The sequence below is a fragment of the Ruegeria sp. CDSC081 genome (assembly GCF_059610485.1).
The window spans coordinates 134,400-152,619 of sequence record NZ_JBXWNS010000001.1; the positions used below are offsets into that span (position 1 = coordinate 134,400).

Annotated in this window: 20 protein-coding genes and 1 tRNA gene; 11 read left to right on the forward strand and 10 right to left on the reverse strand. The window is 55.3% G+C overall.

The window, feature by feature from the left end:
• Positions 1–79: 79 nt before the first annotated feature.
• A complete protein-coding gene (locus AC2FH9_RS00685) occupies positions 80–262 on the reverse strand; it encodes a DUF3553 domain-containing protein (RefSeq protein WP_008756567.1) in 183 nt (60 codons plus the stop codon).
• Between the two features lie 42 nt (positions 263–304).
• Here AC2FH9_RS00685 and AC2FH9_RS00690 point away from each other — a divergent pair, with 42 nt between their 5' ends.
• Complete coding sequence (locus AC2FH9_RS00690) at positions 305–901, forward strand: histidine phosphotransferase family protein (protein WP_496870433.1); 597 nt, start codon at positions 305–307, stop codon at positions 899–901.
• Here the strand turns inward: AC2FH9_RS00690 and AC2FH9_RS00695 are convergent.
• From AC2FH9_RS00695 to AC2FH9_RS00735, 9 genes are all read right to left on the reverse strand, one after another.
• On the reverse strand, positions 898–2,160 hold the full coding sequence (locus AC2FH9_RS00695; RefSeq protein WP_496870434.1) for a glutamate-5-semialdehyde dehydrogenase: 1,263 nt from the start codon (positions 2,158–2,160) through the stop codon (positions 898–900). The two genes, AC2FH9_RS00690 and AC2FH9_RS00695, sit on opposite strands and share 4 nt — an antisense overlap.
• 24 nt (positions 2,161–2,184) lie before the next feature.
• Positions 2,185–3,291 carry a glutamate 5-kinase gene (gene proB / locus AC2FH9_RS00700; RefSeq protein WP_496748958.1) on the reverse strand — a complete coding sequence of 369 codons (1,107 nt, stop codon included), beginning with the start codon at positions 3,289–3,291 and terminating at the stop codon, positions 2,185–2,187.
• Positions 3,279–4,313 carry a GTPase ObgE gene (obgE, locus tag AC2FH9_RS00705; protein WP_496695437.1) on the reverse strand — a complete coding sequence of 345 codons (1,035 nt, stop codon included), beginning with the start codon at positions 4,311–4,313 and terminating at the stop codon, positions 3,279–3,281. The genes proB and obgE overlap by 13 nt, the downstream gene beginning before the upstream one ends.
• 37 nt (positions 4,314–4,350) lie before the next feature.
• Complete coding sequence (locus AC2FH9_RS00710; RefSeq protein WP_142633834.1) at positions 4,351–4,887, reverse strand: GNAT family N-acetyltransferase; 537 nt, start codon at positions 4,885–4,887, stop codon at positions 4,351–4,353.
• Positions 4,884–5,492, reverse strand: a complete 609-nt coding sequence (locus AC2FH9_RS00715; protein ID WP_496870435.1) for a LysE family translocator — start codon at positions 5,490–5,492, stop codon at positions 4,884–4,886. Before AC2FH9_RS00715 ends, AC2FH9_RS00710 begins: the two co-directional genes overlap by 4 nt.
• Before the next feature lie 93 nt (positions 5,493–5,585).
• The gene (gene rpmA, locus AC2FH9_RS00720; protein WP_120635433.1) at positions 5,586–5,855 is read right to left on the reverse strand and encodes a 50S ribosomal protein L27; all 270 of its coding nucleotides are present in this window, start codon (positions 5,853–5,855) and stop codon (positions 5,586–5,588) included.
• A gap of 11 nt (positions 5,856–5,866) precedes the next feature.
• The gene (locus tag AC2FH9_RS00725) at positions 5,867–6,484 is read right to left on the reverse strand and encodes a 50S ribosomal protein L21 (RefSeq protein ID WP_271947092.1); all 618 of its coding nucleotides are present in this window, start codon (positions 6,482–6,484) and stop codon (positions 5,867–5,869) included.
• Positions 6,485–6,694: 210 nt separating this feature from the next.
• Positions 6,695–7,492: a DUF2059 domain-containing protein gene (locus AC2FH9_RS00730; protein ID WP_496748959.1), complete on the reverse strand. Its 798-nt coding sequence runs from the start codon at positions 7,490–7,492 to the stop codon at positions 6,695–6,697.
• Positions 7,492–8,313: a DUF2059 domain-containing protein gene (locus AC2FH9_RS00735; RefSeq protein WP_496870711.1), complete on the reverse strand. Its 822-nt coding sequence runs from the start codon at positions 8,311–8,313 to the stop codon at positions 7,492–7,494. Before AC2FH9_RS00735 ends, AC2FH9_RS00730 begins: the two co-directional genes overlap by 1 nt.
• Before the next feature lie 144 nt (positions 8,314–8,457).
• Here AC2FH9_RS00735 and AC2FH9_RS00740 point away from each other — a divergent pair.
• The 10 genes from AC2FH9_RS00740 (at position 8,458) to AC2FH9_RS00785 (ending at position 18,116) form a co-directional block, all read left to right on the forward strand.
• Positions 8,458–8,547 (forward strand) — tRNA-Ser (locus AC2FH9_RS00740).
• A gap of 344 nt (positions 8,548–8,891) precedes the next feature.
• A complete protein-coding gene (locus tag AC2FH9_RS00745; protein ID WP_281972111.1) occupies positions 8,892–9,413 on the forward strand; it encodes a hypothetical protein in 522 nt (173 codons plus the stop codon).
• Between the two features lie 201 nt (positions 9,414–9,614).
• On the forward strand, positions 9,615–10,646 hold the full coding sequence (locus tag AC2FH9_RS00750) for a zinc-binding dehydrogenase (protein ID WP_496870436.1): 1,032 nt from the start codon (positions 9,615–9,617) through the stop codon (positions 10,644–10,646).
• A 71-nt stretch (positions 10,647–10,717) separates the two neighbouring features.
• A complete protein-coding gene (locus AC2FH9_RS00755) occupies positions 10,718–11,593 on the forward strand; it encodes a branched-chain amino acid ABC transporter permease (RefSeq protein WP_496870437.1) in 876 nt (291 codons plus the stop codon).
• Positions 11,594–11,596: 3 nt separating this feature from the next.
• On the forward strand, positions 11,597–12,694 hold the full coding sequence (locus AC2FH9_RS00760; protein WP_142633851.1) for a branched-chain amino acid ABC transporter permease: 1,098 nt from the start codon (positions 11,597–11,599) through the stop codon (positions 12,692–12,694).
• Positions 12,691–13,455 (forward strand): ABC transporter ATP-binding protein, encoded by a 765-nt coding sequence (locus AC2FH9_RS00765; protein WP_496691247.1) that lies wholly within the window; start codon positions 12,691–12,693, stop codon positions 13,453–13,455. The genes AC2FH9_RS00760 and AC2FH9_RS00765 overlap by 4 nt, the downstream gene beginning before the upstream one ends.
• Positions 13,452–14,225 carry an ABC transporter ATP-binding protein gene (locus AC2FH9_RS00770; protein WP_496748962.1) on the forward strand — a complete coding sequence of 258 codons (774 nt, stop codon included), beginning with the start codon at positions 13,452–13,454 and terminating at the stop codon, positions 14,223–14,225. The genes AC2FH9_RS00765 and AC2FH9_RS00770 overlap by 4 nt, the downstream gene beginning before the upstream one ends.
• A gap of 4 nt (positions 14,226–14,229) precedes the next feature.
• Entirely contained in the window at positions 14,230–16,116 is a 1,887-nt protein-coding gene (locus AC2FH9_RS00775; RefSeq protein WP_496870438.1) for an AMP-dependent synthetase/ligase, read from the forward strand.
• Positions 16,117–16,145: 29 nt separating this feature from the next.
• Positions 16,146–17,306 (forward strand): ABC transporter substrate-binding protein, encoded by a 1,161-nt coding sequence (locus tag AC2FH9_RS00780; protein ID WP_496870439.1) that lies wholly within the window; start codon positions 16,146–16,148, stop codon positions 17,304–17,306.
• Between the two features lie 144 nt (positions 17,307–17,450).
• Positions 17,451–18,116 carry a YrbL family protein gene (locus AC2FH9_RS00785; protein WP_496785145.1) on the forward strand — a complete coding sequence of 222 codons (666 nt, stop codon included), beginning with the start codon at positions 17,451–17,453 and terminating at the stop codon, positions 18,114–18,116.
• Positions 18,117–18,220: the final 104 nt, after the last annotated feature.

Here is an 18,220-nt window from a genome sequence, read left to right on the forward strand (position 1 = left end):
TCTGCGCTGATACCGCAGGTTTCAGGGGAATGGCAACATAGAGCGCTTCGATCAAACGTTAACCTTTCTTAAACCAGTTTCACGGATCAAAGACCGGCATCAGGGCGATGCGTGTCCCGTCGATTACCACTTTTCCCTGCTCGCGGAAGTTTACGGTGATCTTACCTGCGATGTTGGATTGTACCTGTCCAACGCCCCAATCGGGGAAATCGGGGTGGCGGACATACATGCCCGGTGCAAGAATGGCATTCAGATCTGTCATCAAGGGGCTCCGGTCCGGCGGCAGATACAGCAGGAGGTACGCATGAGCGACTTGGACGTCAACCTGGCCGAACTGATCGGCTCGCGGATCTGCCACGATCTGATCAGCCCGATCGGGGCGATCACCAACGGCTTGGAGCTGCTTGAAATGGTTGGCGCGGTGCAAGGCCCCGAGATGGAACTGATCGCGGGAAGTGTCGGCAGCGCCGGCGCACGCATCCGCTTTTTCAGGGTCGCTTTTGGGTCGGCCAGCGATCATCCCCTTGGGCGGGCCGAGGTTTTAGAGCTGTTGAATGATGTCGAACGCGCAGGTCGTGTTCGTGTCAACTGGAACCTGACCGAAGCGGTGCCGCGTAATCAGGTGAAACTGGCCTTTCTGGCGTTGATGTGCTGCGAAAGCGCGATGCCATTTGGCGGGGATGTAACGATCGTAAACGATGGGAAGAACTGGTCTGTGACAGGAACCGCGGACAAAATGAAGCTGGAAGCCGAGCTATGGAAGAACCTGCCCAGCGGACGGTTTACCAACAAGGTCACCCCTGCGCAGGTTCAATTTGCGCTGCTGCCTGAATCCGCATCGTCGATTGGACGGCGGGTCGCGACCGATACGGCCTCAACCCGCGTCGAAATCCGGTTCTAACACCGAACAGTCCCTGAACCGCGCACCAGATACTGAAAACTGGTCAGTTGAGCCGCCCCTACGGGGCCGCGCGCGTGCATCTTTCCGGTGGCGATGCCAATCTCGGCCCCCATGCCAAACTCACCGCCATCGGCGAATTGAGTTGAGGCGTTATGCATCAGGATCGCGCTATCAAGCCGTTCAAAGAACCGGGCAGCTGCAGCGGGATCCTCGGTCATGATGCAATCGGTATGGTTCGACCCAAACCTGCGGATATGCGCAATGGCGGCGTCGATATCAGCCACCGGCTTGGCCGCGATGATACTATCCAGAAATTCTTTGCCCCAATCATCAGAAGTGGCCGCGATAGTGCCATCAACGGCCAATGTACCTTCGGCGTGTACTTCGACACCTGCGGCCAGCAGCGCCGATATGACATCCCGTCCCAGCGTTTCAGCGATATCCTGATGGATCAGCAGACATTCGGCAGCACCGCAGATTCCGGTACGACGGGTTTTGGCGTTCAAAACCACCTCGAGCGTCTTTTGCGGATCAGCGGCCTTGTCGATATAGATATGCACAATGCCTTCCAGATGGGCAAACACGGGCACGCGGGCCTCGCGCTGGACTAGCCCGACCAGCCCTTTGCCTCCACGGGGAACGATCACGTCGACATAATCGGTCATGGTCAGCAGTTCCTGAACCGCCGCCCGGTCGCGGGTTGGGATAAGCTGAACGGCATCCTCGGGCAGGTTCGCCGATTTCAAGCCCTGAACCAAACACGCGTGGATGGCTGACGAGGAATGAAAGCCTTCTGATCCACCGCGCAGGATGACCGCGTTCCCGGATTTCAGACAGAGGGCACCCGCATCCGCAGTTACATTTGGGCGGCTCTCATAAATCACGCCGATAACCCCCAAAGGTGTCCGCACACGCTGGATGTTCAGGCCCGAGGGCATGTCCCATTCGGTCAGAACCTCACCAACAGGATCGGCCTGCTCAGCAACGGCGCGCAGCCCGTCGACCATGCCCTGAATGCGGGCCTCATCCAGCATCAGGCGATCCATCATCGCCGGGCTCAACCCTTTGTCGCGCCCGAATTCCATATCTTTCTTATTGGCCGCAATGATCTGTTCACGATTGGCCCAAACGGCATCGGCGGCACCGATCAGGGCAGCATGTTTACGCTCGGCGCTTGCAAATGCCAGCTCGGCAGCGGCGGCCTTGGCGCGTTTCCCAAGATCGGTCATCAGGTCGGGGATGCTGTCGAAATCCTTCATCTCAGGTGCCTTTCAGTCAATTTGTCAAACAGCCAGATCATCGCGGTGGATCAACACCGCGCGGCCAGGATAGCCTAGAGTGGCTTCGATCTCGGTCGATTTGCGCCCCTTGATAGCGTCTGCTTCTTGCGCGGTATAGCGGCTGAGCCCCTGTGCAAGCCGTCGCGCCTGTGGGTCCATGATCGAAACAGGATCACCGCGCCCGAAATCTCCGGACACTTCGACTATTCCTGCTGGCAAAAGGCTTTTGCCATTGCTCAGCGCCCGCGCGGCCCCCGCGTCTACAACAATCTCACCCCGGGGTTTCATCGCTGAAATCCAGCGTTTGCGTGCGGCATGCGGGTCAACAGTCGCGATGAACCATGTACAGTTCGCGCCGTTTTCAAGCGTTTTCAACGGGTTCAGAGGGGAACCTTCGGTGATCGCCATGTCGCAACCAGCAGCCGTGGCCATTTTTCCCGCCAACAGTTTGGTCTTCATCCCGCCCTTTGATAGGCCGGAACCGGCATCACCCGCCATCGCCTCAATCTCGGGCGTGATGTCTTCGATCATGTCAAACCGCTTGGCCGAGGCATCCTCATTTGGATTGGCCGAGTAGAACCCATCAACATCCGACAACAGGATCAACTGGTCGGCGCCAACAGTGACGGCAATCTGTGCCGCCAGCCGATCATTGTCGCCATATCGGATCTCATCAGTGGCGACTGTATCGTTCTCATTGACAATCGGAACGACTCCAAGCCCCAGCAGCGTTTCCAAGGTGGCGCGTGAATTCAGATAGCGACGACGATCGGCGCTATCCTCCAGCGTAACGAGCACTTGTGCAGTAGTAATGCTGTGAGGCGTCAGCGCTTCTTCATAGGCGCGGGCCAGCCGGATTTGCCCGACAGCGGCGGCGGCTTGCGACTGTTCCAACGGAAGCGTGGCCATGGGCAGACCCAAAACGCCACGCCCCAACGCGATTGACCCCGATGAGACCAGGATGACGTCGGTCCCCTGCCCCTTTAGCCATGCGACGTCCTCAGCAAGCGAATGTAACCAATCAGATCGCAGCAACCCTGTGTTCCGATCCACCAGCAAGGCGGATCCGATCTTGACCACGAGGCGTTTGGCTGCGGTCAGGGTTGCCAAGGCAGTTCCTCCTCGGCGGGTTTCTGACGTACGCGGTCATCGTCGATCTGACTGCGCAAGGCCCGCAGGACATCGGTTACGCCAAGATGCGCGACACCTGACATGGCCATCACAGGGCCACCAACGGCCCCTTCTAGCTCGGACTTTGCCAGCTCTCGTTCCTCGTCATCCAAGGCGTCGACCTTGTTCAGCACAGTGATGCGAGGCTTATCGGCCAATTCTCCACCATAGGCTTCGAGCTCGTGAATGATCGTACGGTAGTCTTCTGCCACTGTCTCGGAAGTGCCATCGACCAGATGCAGCAATACCGCGCAGCGTTCGACGTGGCCCAGAAAGCGGTCTCCGATTCCGCGTCCTTCATGTGCGCCCTCGATCAGACCGGGGATGTCGGCCACCACGAATTCCACATTGTCGACACCCACCACGCCCAAATTGGGGTGCAAGGTGGTAAAGGGGTAATCGGCAATTTTGGGGCGTGCGTTCGATGTCGCAGCAAGAAAGGTCGATTTGCCGGCATTAGGCATCCCCAACAGGCCGACATCGGCAATCAGTTTCAGGCGCAGCCAGATCGTGCGGTCGATACCTGCCTGACCCGGATTAGCCCGACGAGGAGCCTGGTTAGTGGCCGATTTGAAGTGCAGGTTGCCAAAACCGCCATTGCCGCCCTTGGCCAGCAGGACCCTTTGGCCCACCTCTGTCAGATCGCAGATGACGGTTTCTTCGTCTTCGTCCAGGATCTCAGTGCCGACCGGGACGCGCAGAATGATGTCATCACCATCTTTTCCGGTGCGCTGCTGCCCCCGGCCAGGCTGACCGTTCTTGGCAAAGAAATGCTGCTGGTAGCGAAAGTCGATCAGGGTATTCAACCCATCCACAACTTCGACCCAGACAGAGCCACCTTTACCGCCGTCCCCACCATCGGGACCGCCGTATTCAATGTACTTTTCGCGCCGAAAACTGACGCAGCCGCCACCGCCGGCCCCGGACCGGATGTAGACCTTTGCAAGATCGAGAAATTTCATGACTGTCCCCTACTGCAAAGGCCCCACCGGCCACAAGTCAGAGTTTTTTACTGTATGTCCAAGTGGGCACGTTCGCATCACGCGCCACCGAATAGATTTCGGCATCACCCAGGTATTCGAAACCACAATGCGTCAGCACCCTGGCTGAGGCTGGATTGTCCTGAAATACGCTTGCGAACATCGACGTGTTTTCAAGCGGATTGGCGACAACCAGTGCTTCGACCGCCAGAGATGCGATCCCGGTGTTCCAATAGACAGGAGCCACCCAATAGCCGACCTCGGATTGGTTGCGATCCAGGCGTTCCAGCGAGATCAGGCCTATCAGCTCCGGACCGCCATCCTTGGTCGCGTCCATCGCCCAGACATCCTCGCTGCGGTCTTCGGCCATGGACCGGGTCACAAAGGCCTCAACCGCGCCGGGCGGCAAAGGGTGCGCAATCCTTGTCGTCATACGCGCAACCCGCTCATCTCCGGCATAATGTTCGATGAGACCCAGATCCGACCGGCGCAGAGGGCGCAGATCGAACCGCTCGGTTTCTATGACCGGCTGGTTTATGATCGTCTCAAGTTTCATAGGTGCGTTCCTCCTCCGAACAACACAAAAAGTACAGACGCAACAGTGAGACCTGCTAACGTCCACATCAGATATTTTTCCATCGGCCGACCTTCAACCGCGTGGGCAATTCTATCTCCGGCAAATGACCAGATTGGATGAAGAATCACCTGACAAATCAATAAACAAGCCGCGATTGCGAGCGTTGCCTCAAAAGTTGGTGTTCCGACGGCGACAAACCCCGTGAACCCCGCAACGATCATGGCCCAGGCCTTGGGATTGAGCGGATGAACAATCAATCCGGCCAGAAACCCTGGCGCTGCGCCATCAGCCTCTTGCCGGGACAGCCGCGTGTTGGCGATCTTCCACGCCAGCCACATGATATAGGCCGCCGAGGCGTATTTCAGAACAGCAAACACCGCCGGCGCCTGATCCGCCAATTGCAGCAACCCAAAGCCCACCGGCCAGATGATTAGCTGCTTGCCCAGAATGACGCCGCCCACAAAAGGCAGCGCTGCCCGAAACCCGTAACGCGCACCGGTTCCCAGCAGGACCATATTGGCCGGTCCCGGCGTGCCGACCTGACTGGCGGCAAAGATCAGGAAACTGGTGGTTGCGACTGTCATCGGACTGTTTGATCGAACCTGCGTTAAAACGAGAAAAGGGACCGGCATTTTCTGCCGGTCCCCCAAGAATTTTCAAACCTTATGGGTTTCGGCTTACTCTGCGGCCTCCGCCACTGGCAGGACCGAAATAAAGGTGCGGTTTTTGAGGCCTTTGTGGAACTTCACAGCGCCATCAACAGTTGCAAAGATGGTGTGATCTTTGCCAATGCCTACGCCTTCGCCCGGCCAGAACTTGGTGCCGCGCTGACGCACGATGATGTTGCCTGAAATGGCGGCCTGGCCACCATACAGTTTCACGCCAAGGCGGCGACCAGCTGAGTCGCGACCGTTACGGGAGGAACCGCCAGCTTTTTTATGTGCCATTCTCTCTCTCCTTAGCCTTTAGCAAGCTCTTTGGCCTGCTCAACCCATTCGGGTTTCACTTTGACCGTTTCGATAGCAGCAATCTGCTCGTCCGACAAGGCGGCCAGAGCGGCAAAGCTCTCGATACCGGCCTCGTTCAGCTTTTTGGCAGCGGCTGGGCCGACACCGTTCAGCGCGGTCAGATCGTCTGCAGCAGCAACAGCGGCGGGTGCCTCTGCTTTGGCTTCTGCTTTCTTGGCGGGCTTTTTCGCTGCGGGTGCAGCTTCGCCTGCCGGTGCAGAACCGGTTGCAGCTTTGATGCCCGACTTGTCAGCGCCCGACGACAGGATGTCGGTGATCTTGACCAGGGTCAGCTTCTGACGGTGGCCAACGGTACGCTTCGAGCTGTGCTTACGACGGCGCTTGACGAAGTTGATGACCTTGTCACCCTTGATCTGTTCGATCACGTCGGCCTGAACGGCTGCACCATCTACAAACGGTGCACCAACAACCGGAGCGTCACCGCCCAGCATCAGAACATCGTTGAATTGAACTTTTTCACCTGCGTCGGCAGCCAATTTTTCAACGCGGAGGATATCACCCGCCTGAACCTTGTACTGCTTGCCGCCAGTCTTGAGGACCGCAAACATGCGTCTTTCCTTTGTCTAACCCGCGTTCTGTGGTCCCCTTGCGGGTGTTTTCGGCCTCAGCCACCTCGAACAGCGCGCCCTTTTTCGGGCTGTGTGAATGACCCATGGATCAGCCCCTTGGGTCAATAATAACGATACCCGGCGCGGAGATTCCGGCCGGGATGGGCGCTTATCCAAAGATTGCAGAGGAAAGTCAACATGAAATGGCGACTAAAGATCAGAGCCCTGTAAGACAGCCGCAACCGCCTTTCCCAGATCGTAATAGATCTGATCATACATACTGTCGAAGCTTTCGAACAGTGAGCTGTTCAGCGCTTGCCCTGTATCCGTTCGAGAAAACGCGATGTTCTTGCGCATTTGGGCGTTGCTCAAAGGGTTATAGGCCATCAACAGAAAGGAATACAGCCAGGTTTCTGTCTCTTGCTCGATCCCGTCCTTTTGCAGCAGAAGGTTGTCCAGAAGGTCGCTGTCATCGAGAACTTGGCCGTCATTTATCCCCCTGAAAAAGTTGTAATCCGCGCTCAAAGCGCTCCGCACGTTCTGTTTGATCAGGTCGTTGGCCAGTATGTACTCTTCGACCAGTTTGAACTGCATGCTGTCTTTGGTGTTTTCGAAATAGGCCTGTTTTGCCAAGTCTTCGATTGCCGGATCAACAAATGCAAGCCGTGCGGAATTCTCAAGGGAAACGATGGTCTGGCCAAGATCGCTTTCAAAAAAGGCGATGGCGCGTTCCAAATGCACTTCATCCAGGCTTTGCCGGAATCCCTGGACCAACTTATCATACATCCAATCGGGATCATAAATCGCCTCGACCCGAGTTTCGAACAGAGCGCCACCGTTGCCATCCAACAAAGTGGCGTCCATCTCTTGGCTCATCTTTCCGCCTTCGGACAGGAGGATTTCGATCAGGTTCTCCAGACGCATTGCCTGCGCCAGCCGATCCGCTTTTTCCACGGCGCCGGATGATGTGGCCCAGAAGATCAGGGCAAAAACGATCAGAATGCGCATCAGATGTCCTGTGCGGGGTGAAGCTCGGCCATTTTGGTTGCCAGGACTTCGAATTTCATAGCCATTATCTCATACTGAATGGCGTTCAAAAGTTCGTAGACTTCCTGCATTAGAGGCTGTTCCAACGCCTCGACATAGGTGATGACATCCGCATCCGAGAAATCCTGATAGGTATAAGCAGCACCGGCAAGTGCGGAGAGCTGTAAGGCCTGTCGCATCCCGGTTTCGTTCTGTTTCATCATTGCGCGCAATTCATCTGCATCCAACTGCAGTTCGATCACACCTGAAGCGCTGGCGGCGAGGAGGAACCGGATTTGTATTTCCTGAAGGGCGCGCAAAGAAGTACCGCTTGAGTCGATGGCAGTGTTCATCCTTTTTAGACTCTCAACACGTTGAGAGCCTTCCCGGACAAGTTGAGCGACTATCTCTTGGCCCTGCTGTTGTTTTACTTCGTCATCCTCGATCAGATGGGAAGCGTTTTCAGCAGAGACCAGTCGTTGACCCAGATCTGATGCATAGAATTCTACCGCGTGATTCAGCGCCTGATCGCTAAGCGTCTGCTCTAAAATCGAAACTGCAGTTTCATGCATGTCTTTGGTATCGAAAACTTCTTCGGTCAGCCGCGCCCAGTCCGACCCGAATCCATCGGGGTCAAAACCCAGCATCTGAGGCGCCGAGGCCGAGGCCAGAGCAATACTTTCAAGGGCAACGTCGAAACCGGTCGTGGTCAAGAATGCCTCGATCCTATCGCGCCCGGCAGCGGATGCCGGGATTGGCAACATGAATACTGTGAAAAGAAACAGCGAAAGGGCGGTGGTCATGTGGTGCGTAAAATGTCTCATGTACAGAAGCCTAGGGGTTTTGCGGCATCTGGCAACGGAAAATCCTGGGATTGATAAATTATGAAACTTTCTGCTTGCACCCCCGGGTGTTCATCACTAAATCCCCCCCTCACAGACCCCCGCGGAGAGGTGCCGGAGTGGTCGAACGGGGCGGTCTCGAAAACCGTTGTGGGTGCAAGCCCACCCAGGGTTCGAATCCCTGTCTCTCCGCCATCAGCCATTCAGCGCATGATTGGTAACCAGCTTTCCGGAATTTAGCTCAAGCACCTGAAATGCAGGCCTTTGTCGCCTTATTCGCTTTGCGCGCGTTCCTACGAGAATTCTTAGCCTCTGTGCTTCCCTGCTGAACAGGCATCCGTGCGACCCTGTGGGTCGGTTGACAAGAATGGCATCTCGACCACCGGTTGTTCAACGTTGGCGTGTTATTGCCACGGGATCGGCCCAGATCGGCGTACACTGGCTCAATCCCTTGTTCTGAGAGGATGTTCCACGAATTCCCCTTTCCAGTCCGCTAGTTTCCCCCCATCTCGGCGACACATATTTCAAAGGAGAATCCCATGTCGCGTATAATCTTGCTAGGGGTCGTCGTCGCCGGCGTTGGCGCCGCAATCTATTACTATCTGAATCAACCTGCCGCTCCGGTCGAACAGCCGCAAGCCGCCGCTGAAGAAACCGGAAACGCCGTGTCTGAAGCCGTAGAATCGGTTACCGAACAGGCTGGCGAAGCTGCGTCTTCCGTTACGGAACAGGCGGCTGAAATCGTCGAACAGTCCAGCGAAGCCGCGTCTGACCTAGCCACTCAAGCCGGTGAAACAGCGACTGAGCTGGCCGATCAGGCTGGAGAAGAGGTCGCTGCCCTCACCAACCAGGGGCAAGAGCTGCTGAATTCCTGGGTTGAGAGCGGCGCTATGAGTGTTGATAACTTTGACTATGACGCCATGGTTGCCTCAGTTCAGGAAAGCACACTGGCAGAAGAACTGAAGGTAAAAGCGGTTGGTATTCTCGATGATATCAAAGCCTCACCTGCAACAATCGCGCTGAAAATTCAGGAACTTCAGGCCCTGTTGACTGGTCAGTAAGAATTTGAAAGACCGCCGAAACAGGCGGTCTTTCCCTACGTCAAAGAATAGTTCGATTGACGCGCCTTTGGCCATTTGCTTGGCTGATCTGAACACATATGCCACGGTTGATGTCGATCATGGCCATCATTTTCGAAATTGTTGGTTTGATGCAGTCAAGCAGGACCCGACAGTTTCCTATCGTTCAGAAAAGGTACGCTCATGACCCCCCTTCCCTCTTCCATGTTTGCGATCGTTCAAACTCATCATGGGTATTCGGGCAAAGCCACTGGTCCCAGCATCCAAAATGCGTCTGATTGGCTGGCCGAAACGGAAATGCCTGTGCCCGAGCCGGGCGCAGGACAGGTTCTGATCCGTCTGAGGGCGTCATCAGTTAATCCGTCCGACCTTCATTTTATCAAGGGTGAATACGGGCAGCCTAGGGTAAAGGGATCTCCGGCCGGGTTTGAGGGATGTGGAGACGTCGTCGCCACCGGTGCCGGAGCCGAGGGTTTGCAGGGACAGCGCGTGGCATTCATGGCCACTCATTCCGGTGCCTGGGCCGAGTACGCTCTGACCGATGCACAAATGTGTATTCCACTGCGCCCGGATATCTCGGATGACGATGGGTCAGCACAGATTGTGAACCCGATGACGGCCATGGCGATGGTCGATCTGGCGCGTCAGGCCGGAGATGCTTTTATCGTATCTGCCGCAACCAGTCAGTTAGGCAAGCTTATGTGCAGCCTCGGTCGCGATCTTGGGCTCAAGCCGATTGCGATCGTGAGACGCGCTGAGACCGTTGCTGCATTGAAAGAGCTGGGCGCGCATGACGTGCTGGTAACATCAGACCCCGACATGCTGCAGAAATTCGCAGCGCTTAGCAAAGAGCTTAAACCTCGGGTCTTTTTGGATGCCGTCGCCGACCAGATTTCCGAACAGATTTTCTGTGCGATGCCGAAAGGTGCGCGCTGGGTGTGTTATGGCAAGCTCAGCCCTGAACTGCCCAAACTAACGCAGACGGGACAGCTCATCTTTATGGGTAAGAAAATCGAAGGGTTTTGGCTGACACAATGGATGACAGCGACGCCTCGCGAAGATGTGGTACGTGTCGTTGCCGAGGTTCAGGCCCGCTTTGCGGACGGGCGTTGGAAAACAGATGTTTCTGAAAAGCTTACATTAAAAAATGTTATGTCCGGGCTGGTTGATGCACTGCAAAAGAGTGACGGAAAGGTAATTATCACGCCATTGTAGTACTAACCTCGGGCTAAGGAGGAGGCCCGGGATCTAAATGAACCCGGAGCAACCGGTATAGGGAGGTGAGTTTGGATAATGCGCAGCTGCTGACAAGCGGGCTGGCGAATGGCTGTGTCTATGGGCTGATCGCGCTCGGATTTGTTCTGATTTACAAGGCGACCGAGGCAGTGAACTTCGCACAGGGTGATCTCATGATGCTGGGCGCCTTTGTTACCATCGGGCTTACAAATGCCGAATATATGGGGCTGCCTTTTTGGCTGGCCTTGCCGATCTCGTTGGGGATCATGGGCGTGCTGGGGTACTTGCTGGACCGGTTGATCATTCGGCGACTTTTCGGGGAAAGCCAGACGGCTGTGGTCATTCTGACCATCGCCCTGGGCTTTGTAATCCGATTTGTCGCTGGTCTGATTTGGGGGCACGAACCGCAGACGCTGCAGAATCCACTGGCCGGAAAAGAAGTGCGTTTTGGTGGCCTTGTACTGGGGATGGAGGACGTGGCGGTTATTGTCGTTACCGTTCTGCTGACCTGGGGGCTGTACCAGTTCTTCAGTCGCACCAAGCTTGGGCTTGCAATGCAGGGTGCCTCACAAAATCAGCTGGCGGCCTATTATATGGGAATCCCGGTAAAACGTGTGCAGGGTTTCATCTGGGCGTTGACCGGCGTGGTTGCGGGTATCGCAGGCATTTTGTTTGCCGCGAAAGGATCCGTGGACCCGGCAACCGGACTTCTGGGCATTAAGGCCTTCGCCGCTGCGGTCATTGGCGGATTCGGAAGTTTACCTGGAGCATTGGCCGGAGGTTTGATCGTTGGCGTAATCGAACCGTTTGCCAGTCGCTATATCGCTGCTGGGTACAGTCAGGTTGCACCTTATGCGCTGTTGTTGGCTGTCCTGATCTTTCGCCCCAATGGGCTGTTCAGCCAAGTTAGGGTCAAAAAGGTTTAAGCCATGCGGATCATTTTCAAGACCAGTTACATGCAAGATATCCGGCCTTGGAAAGACCGGTATCAACTGAGCCTATACCTGATCCTTCTAGGCGTCGTGATCGCCGCTCCGTGGTGGTTGGACGCATTCTATCTGGGTGAGCTGACAAATGTTCTGATCTGGGCGATTGCAGGTCTTGGGTTGATGATACTGACCGGCCATACCGGACAGGTCAGCCTTGGGCATGCGGCTTTTCTGGCCTTTGGGTGCTATGCGAATATCATCTTGATTGAGGCAGGCTTGCCATTCCTGCTGGCCTTCCCGATCGCCGGTATCCTGACCGGGATAGCAGGGGTGACCGTTGCTATCCCGGCCCTGCGCCTTCACGGTATCTACCTGGCAATCTTTACCATGGCCCTGTCGATCCTGATGGATGACGTGATTGTCCTGGCCGAGCCGATCACCGGCGGGGTCGCCGGTAAATATATCGGCGGGGTCGAGATATTTGGATTCATGGTCGATCGCTGGGCTACGCCGGTCCAATTCTTTTGGCTGGTGCTTGCAGTCGCGGTTCTGGTCACTCTGGGCTATATCAACCTGCTGCGCGCACCGCTTGGGCGCAGTTTCATCGCCGTGCGAGATTCTGAGGTCTCGGCCCAGGCGATGGGTGTTGATATTGCGCAGACCAAGATGATTTCATTTGCCCTGTCCTGCGCTGTGACCGGCTGGGCAGGTGCTCTGATGGGGATGTTCTCGGGCGCATTCAATAACGAGACATTCAGCGTCCTAATCTCAATTCAGCTGCTGATGATGATCGTGATCGGTGGTCTGGGCTCAATCCACGGGGCATTCCTGGGCGCTGTCGTCATAGGGTTTCTGCCGCAATTTTTGTCGATCGCAAAAGAGTATGTCGGCGCAGTTTTCGGGGGCAGCACCGTCGCAATTCCGGGATTGGAATTTGGTATCTTCGGCATGATCTTGATCGCCTTTATCCTGTTTGAACCCATGGGGATGTATGGACGTTGGCTGAAGATCCGGACATGGTTCGAACTGTTTCCCTTCTATCGCAAGGACATGTTCAAACGTCAGAAATCCTATCTCAAGACGGAGCGTCTGAGATGAGCCTGCTTGAATTTAAGAATGTCACCTTGAAATTTGGTGGCGTCACGGCTGTGAACGACCTGTCCTTTTCAGTCGAAGACGGCGAGGTTTTTGCCATAGTCGGCCCCAATGGCGCGGGTAAATCGACCGTTTTCAATCTGATCTCGCGCTTTTATGAACCAATAGAGGGTTCAATCCGGTATGACGGGCATGACTTGCTGCAGGTGAAACCGTCCGGCGTTGCAGCATTTGGTGTTGCGCGGACGTTTCAGAATATCGAACTGTTCGAACACGCCACTGTTCTGCAGAACCTGCTGGTCGGGCGTCATCGGCACCGCAAGACAAAACTTTTGTCCGAGGTGCTGTTCCTGCCGTCGGCCCGGCGGCAAGAGATCGAAAACCGTGAAAAGGTAGAAGAGATCATAGATTTTCTTGATTTGCAGGCCTATCGCGACAAGATGATATCAGGCCTGCCCTACGGTGTGCGCAAAGTGGTTGAAGTTGCCCGCGCCCTGGCCACCGATCCCAAGTTGTTGCTGCTGGATGAACCGGCCTCGGGGCTGTCGGTCGAGGAAACGACCGATATGCGCTGGTGGATAGATGATATCCGGCGGCAGATGGGGATTACGGTGCTGATGGTCGAACATGACATGGCTTTGGTTTCGGGCGTCTCGGATCGGGTCCTTGCAATGGCGGATGGGGCAATGCTCGCACTGGGAACCCCTGCGCAGGTACAGTCACACCCGGCAGTGGTTGAGGCCTATCTAGGGAAAGTGTCATGAGCGATCCGATCCTGACCATTCGCAATGTCGAAAGTTTTTACGGGCCAATCATGGCAATCCGGGGCGTGTCGCTGGATGTGCCTCCGGGTAAAATCGTGTCGATCCTTGGGGCCAATGGGGCCGGCAAGACCACATTGATGAAAACCGTGTCCGGCGTAATGGACCCGGAAAAGGGCAAGATCAGCTTTGACGGGGTCGAAATTCAAGGGGCCGAGCCACATAAAGTTGTGCAGAAAGGCGTCGTCCACGTACCCGAAGGGCGCGAAGTATTCCCCCTTTTGACCGTGGATGAGAACCTGAGCCTCGGCGCCTATACATCCTCGGACCGAGGCCAGATTGACCATGACCGCGAACTGGTTTTTTCCTACTTCCCGATCCTGAAAGAGCGGCGCACGCAAGAGGCAGGCACCCTTTCTGGCGGCCAACAACAGATGCTGGCCATCGGGCGTGGCTTGATGGCAAATCCAAGGATTATGTTGCTGGACGAGCCGTCTCTGGGCCTGTCCCCTTTGCTTGTGCAAGAGATTTTCGGCATCCTGAAGCGCCTGAACGACGAGCAGAACATGACGATGATGCTGGTTGAGCAGAACGCCAATGCTGCGCTGGAACTGGCCCATCACGGCTATGTCATGGAGGTTGGGCGCATCGTCATGGATGGCCCCGCGGATGAGCTGATGCAGTCAGAAGACATCCAGAATTTCTATCTGGGTGTGCAGGAAGAAGGTGCGCGTGAAAACCGCCGCTGGAAACGCAAGAAGACGTGGAGGTGAGCGCATGAATATAAGCACCCTGCCCTCTCAGATCATGATCAACGGTGTTCAGTACAACGCTAATCCCGGTCAGCGACCGGTCTATGTGGACGAATGCACAACCATCGGTCAGCTGTTTCAAAAGCGTTGTGCCGATTTGGGCGCGCGTACGGCGCATCGTGAAAAGGATTTCGGTATCTGGAAATCCTATTCCTGGGCGGATTACTGGCAGCACGCGAAATGGATAGGCCTCGCCCTGCAAAAGCTCGGTTTGAAACGCGGTGAGGTCGTATCGATCCTGTCCGAGGACCGAAAAGAATGGGCTTGGTTCGATATGGGCATTCAGGGCGTCGGGGGGATCGCCTCGGGCATCTATACGACGGATTCGGCCGCGCAACTGAAATATCTGATCAATGACAGTGGCAGTCGTTTTCTGGTGGTCGAAAATGAAGAGCAGTTGGACAAGTTCCTTGAGGTCGAAGGTGATCTTTCCAATCTTTTGAAGGTTATCATCCTTGAGGATGAAGGTCTGCATGACCTGGACCATGACCGCTGCATGTTGATCGGCGATCTTTATGAGCTAGGTCAGCAAACCGAGCGTGAAGAGCCGAACCGCTTTGACGCCGAAATCGCGCTTGCATCCCCGCAGGATACCGCTCTTCTGGTTTATACATCGGGCACGACCGGCATGCCAAAAGGCGCAATGCTGAGCCACGAGAACATCCTGGCCGCAATCGAAGCCGGCGCCCATTCCTTGCCCGCATTGGAAACAGATGAACAGCTGTGCTTTTTGCCGCTCTGCCACATCCTCGAGCGTGATGTTTCCATATATTTCCCGCTGGCAACGAAATCTGTCGTCAACTTTGCCGAAAGCCCCGAGACTGTTTTCGCAAATCTGCAAGAGGTTTCTCCTTCGACGTTTACGGCGGTCCCGCGTGTCTGGGAAAAGATCTATTCTCAGGTTCAGATCATGGCCCAGGATGCAACCTCGACCGGGCGCGCGGCCTTTGGAATGGCGGTAAAGGCGGGTCTGGCACGTGCCGAATATATCCTGGCGGGCAAGCCGGTCCCGGCCAGTGTTGCCGCGCAGTACTGGTTTTGGGATCGTTTGGTTCTGCGTAACCTGCGCCGGATGCTGGGGCTGGACAATATGCGGCGCGGTGGAAGCGGCGCCGCCCCGATTTCGGCGGATTTGCTGAAATGGTACTGGGCCATTGGTGTACCTCTGGTCGAAGGTTTTGGTATGACCGAAACATCGGGCCTGGCAACATTGAATACACTTGGAAACAACAGGATCGGAACCATTGGAAAGGCTGTGCCCGTTAATGACGTCCGTATTTCCGAAGGCGGAGAGATTCAGCTTAAAGGGCTGAACATCTTTCAGGGTTACTGGCGAAACAACGCCAAAACAGCCGAGACTTTCACTGCGGATGGTTGGTTGCGTACTGGTGATATGGGCCAGATCGACCAAGACGGTTTCGTGACCATTACGGGCCGCCTCAAAGATCTTATCATCACGGCGGGCGGCAAAAATATCGCCCCGGCCGAGATTGAAAGCCGTCTCAAGTTCAGCCCGTTTATCTCGGACGCAGTTGTAATTGGTGATAAGCGCAAGTTCCTGACTGCACTAATCATGATTGATCAGGAAAACGTGGAGAAATTTGCGCAGGATCGAAAGGTCCCCTTCTCGAATTTTGCCTCTCTTTGTGCCTCCGCCGAGGTTCGGGACCAGATCAAAGACGAAGTGGGTGCCGCAAACAAGGATTTCGCACGGGTTGAGCAGATCAAGGATTTCCGCCTGATAGATGTTCTGCTGACGGCAGATGATGACGAACTGACGGCCACAATGAAGCTCAAGCGCAGCTTTGTGGAAAAGAAACACGAACATCTTATTGAAGACATGTACAATTAGACAAAACGTTATCCAAAGGGAGGATTATAATGAGGAATCTGATTAAACGGCTGTCCGCTGCCACAGTTTTGACGGCTGTCGCGACACTCTCCAGCGCTCAGACACAGGGTGTTACGGATGATGAGATCGTAATCGGCTCGGTCAATGATCTGAGCGGTATCTTCGCCGCTGTTGGTGTCCCAGCCACCAAAGGCGCCAATGTGGTGTTCGACCGCGTGAACGCTGCAGGTGGTGTTCACGGTCGGACCATCCGTTTTGTGGTTGAGGATAATGGCTATCAGATGCCGCGCGCGATGCAGGGCTACAACAAGTTGCTGAACCGCGACAAGGTGTTTGCGATGTTGCAATCTCTGGGTACGCCGATGAACCTGGCCGGATTCAAACTGCTGGATCCCAAGGGCATTCCGAATGTCGCGCCTTTGACGTCGTCGCAGAAAATGCTGCAAGAACCAGTGCGCAACAAATTCACGTCCTTTTCCACCTATTTCGATCAGGCGCGTGTCGGCGTGAACTATCTGGCCGGCGAATTCGGATCGCAAACAGTCTGCACCATGTATCTGCCCACCGATTTCGGCGAGGAGATTCTGGAAGGCAGCAAGGCGGGTGCCGAAGAGGCTGGGATCGGTTTTGGCACAGAAACCACCCACAAGCCTGATGAGACCGATTTCGTGGGCTCTCTGAGCAAGCTCAGAGATGAAGGCTGCGATATCGTCACCATGGCCCTTGGGGTTCGGCAGGCGATCACTGTGGTTGGCACCGCCAAAAAGATGGGTCTAACGGATATGAAATTCTTGGGAACATCAGCCAGCTTCCTGACCGTCGTTGCGCAGGTGCCGGGTGGCGTGACGGATGGTTTTTTTGCCGCCGCCTCATGGCTGGACTTGTGGGCCCGCGCGGATCAACCGGCCCCTGCAGCCTTCATCGAAGAGTATAAGGCTGCAACAGGCGAAGACCCCGTTGGATTTGCGATGTTGGGCTATTCTGCGGCTGAAATGATGGTTAAGGCGCTGGACGCCGCCGGCCCCGATCTGACTCATGACAGTTTTATCGCTGCGATGGAGACACTCGACTACAACGACGAACTGGTTGGAAATCACATCTCGTTTTCGCCGGACGACCACCAAGGTGCCGACACGGTGTTTGTGAGCGTTGTTGAAAACGGTGCTTGGAAGCTGGTCCACGAAGAGTAACGACTGAAAAACAGAGTTTGATCAGCATTCAGGCGTTAGAAACCATGAGCCGTCCGTTCCAATACGGGCGGCTTTCTCATTTTGTTTTGGGCTATCCACCTGCGGATAATTGGTTCCAATGCAAAACCGCTATAGTTAGGCCAAATGGAAAAAACTCGAATCGAAAATCTGTTGTCGTTGAAAGATCGTAAGATCATAGCGCAGGGTAATCGGCAATTTGTCTATCAACACCCTGATCTGCCGGACACTCTGCTGAAGATCCCGCAACCTCAGACGATAGATGACGAAGCTCATCTTGTGACGGATACCTGGTTTGATCGGATGTTTCGACGCTCGACGGCGTTCAAAGGATTTCTGCGCGAGTTTCACGAGTCGTTTGATCTTATGGTGCGTCACCAGAAATCCGCTGCCCCTATCCCCGTATGTGAGGTGCGAGGTGTGGTTCAGACGGACCTGGGTCTGGCGCTTATGTACGAGCGGATTTCCGAGCCTGACGGACAGCTATCGCCCAGCCTTATTGGCTTGGTCCAAAGCCGTCACCTTAAGCCGCATCACTTGGATTCGTTGAACGCGCATTTTGACATTTTGGTCAAAGAGAACGTTTTGGTCAGTAACCAGAACCCCGGCAACATCGTCTATCAGACGCTGGCCCACGGGTCTGGACGATGGGTCTGGATAGACAGTTTCGGAAATAAGCAGGCGATCCCTGTTCGCCGGTGGTTCCCAAGCCTGAACAAACGAAAGATCGACCAGACTCGGCAGAAATTCCTTGCTTTGGCTCAACAGGCTTTAGGACGTGAAACGGACTGACAAATCCGTGTTGGAGTGACTTTCTTTTCGTCTCACGCTTGACGTGTGCGGGCTGTTAATCTCAACATTCAGAAATGTTTTTTGTGCGTCCTCGTCATTACAAC

Excerpts from the sequence above, each read along its gene's own strand:
- AC2FH9_RS00685 (WP_008756567.1), bottom strand. The coding sequence starts at position 262 with ATGACAGATCTGAATGCCATTCTTGCACCGGGCATGTATGTCCGCCAC.
- AC2FH9_RS00690 (WP_496870433.1), top strand. The coding sequence starts at position 305 with ATGAGCGACTTGGACGTCAACCTGGCCGAACTGATCGGCTCGCGGATC.
- AC2FH9_RS00695 (WP_496870434.1), bottom strand. The coding sequence starts at position 2,160 with ATGAAGGATTTCGACAGCATCCCCGACCTGATGACCGATCTTGGGAAA.
- obgE (WP_496695437.1), bottom strand. The coding sequence starts at position 4,313 with ATGAAATTTCTCGATCTTGCAAAGGTCTACATCCGGTCCGGGGCCGGC.
- AC2FH9_RS00710 (WP_142633834.1), bottom strand. The coding sequence starts at position 4,887 with ATGAAACTTGAGACGATCATAAACCAGCCGGTCATAGAAACCGAGCGG.
- AC2FH9_RS00715 (WP_496870435.1), bottom strand. The coding sequence starts at position 5,492 with ATGACAGTCGCAACCACCAGTTTCCTGATCTTTGCCGCCAGTCAGGTC.
- rpmA (WP_120635433.1), bottom strand. The coding sequence starts at position 5,855 with ATGGCACATAAAAAAGCTGGCGGTTCCTCCCGTAACGGTCGCGACTCA.
- AC2FH9_RS00725 (WP_271947092.1), bottom strand. The coding sequence starts at position 6,484 with ATGTTTGCGGTCCTCAAGACTGGCGGCAAGCAGTACAAGGTTCAGGCG.
- AC2FH9_RS00730 (WP_496748959.1), bottom strand. The coding sequence starts at position 7,492 with ATGCGCATTCTGATCGTTTTTGCCCTGATCTTCTGGGCCACATCATCC.
- AC2FH9_RS00735 (WP_496870711.1), bottom strand. The coding sequence starts at position 8,313 with ATGACCACCGCCCTTTCGCTGTTTCTTTTCACAGTATTCATGTTGCCA.
- AC2FH9_RS00745 (WP_281972111.1), top strand. The coding sequence starts at position 8,892 with ATGTCGCGTATAATCTTGCTAGGGGTCGTCGTCGCCGGCGTTGGCGCC.
- AC2FH9_RS00750 (WP_496870436.1), top strand. The coding sequence starts at position 9,615 with ATGACCCCCCTTCCCTCTTCCATGTTTGCGATCGTTCAAACTCATCAT.
- AC2FH9_RS00760 (WP_142633851.1), top strand. The coding sequence starts at position 11,597 with ATGCGGATCATTTTCAAGACCAGTTACATGCAAGATATCCGGCCTTGG.
- AC2FH9_RS00765 (WP_496691247.1), top strand. The coding sequence starts at position 12,691 with ATGAGCCTGCTTGAATTTAAGAATGTCACCTTGAAATTTGGTGGCGTC.
- AC2FH9_RS00770 (WP_496748962.1), top strand. The coding sequence starts at position 13,452 with ATGAGCGATCCGATCCTGACCATTCGCAATGTCGAAAGTTTTTACGGG.
- AC2FH9_RS00775 (WP_496870438.1), top strand. The coding sequence starts at position 14,230 with ATGAATATAAGCACCCTGCCCTCTCAGATCATGATCAACGGTGTTCAG.
- AC2FH9_RS00780 (WP_496870439.1), top strand. The coding sequence starts at position 16,146 with ATGAGGAATCTGATTAAACGGCTGTCCGCTGCCACAGTTTTGACGGCT.
- AC2FH9_RS00785 (WP_496785145.1), top strand. The coding sequence starts at position 17,451 with ATGGAAAAAACTCGAATCGAAAATCTGTTGTCGTTGAAAGATCGTAAG.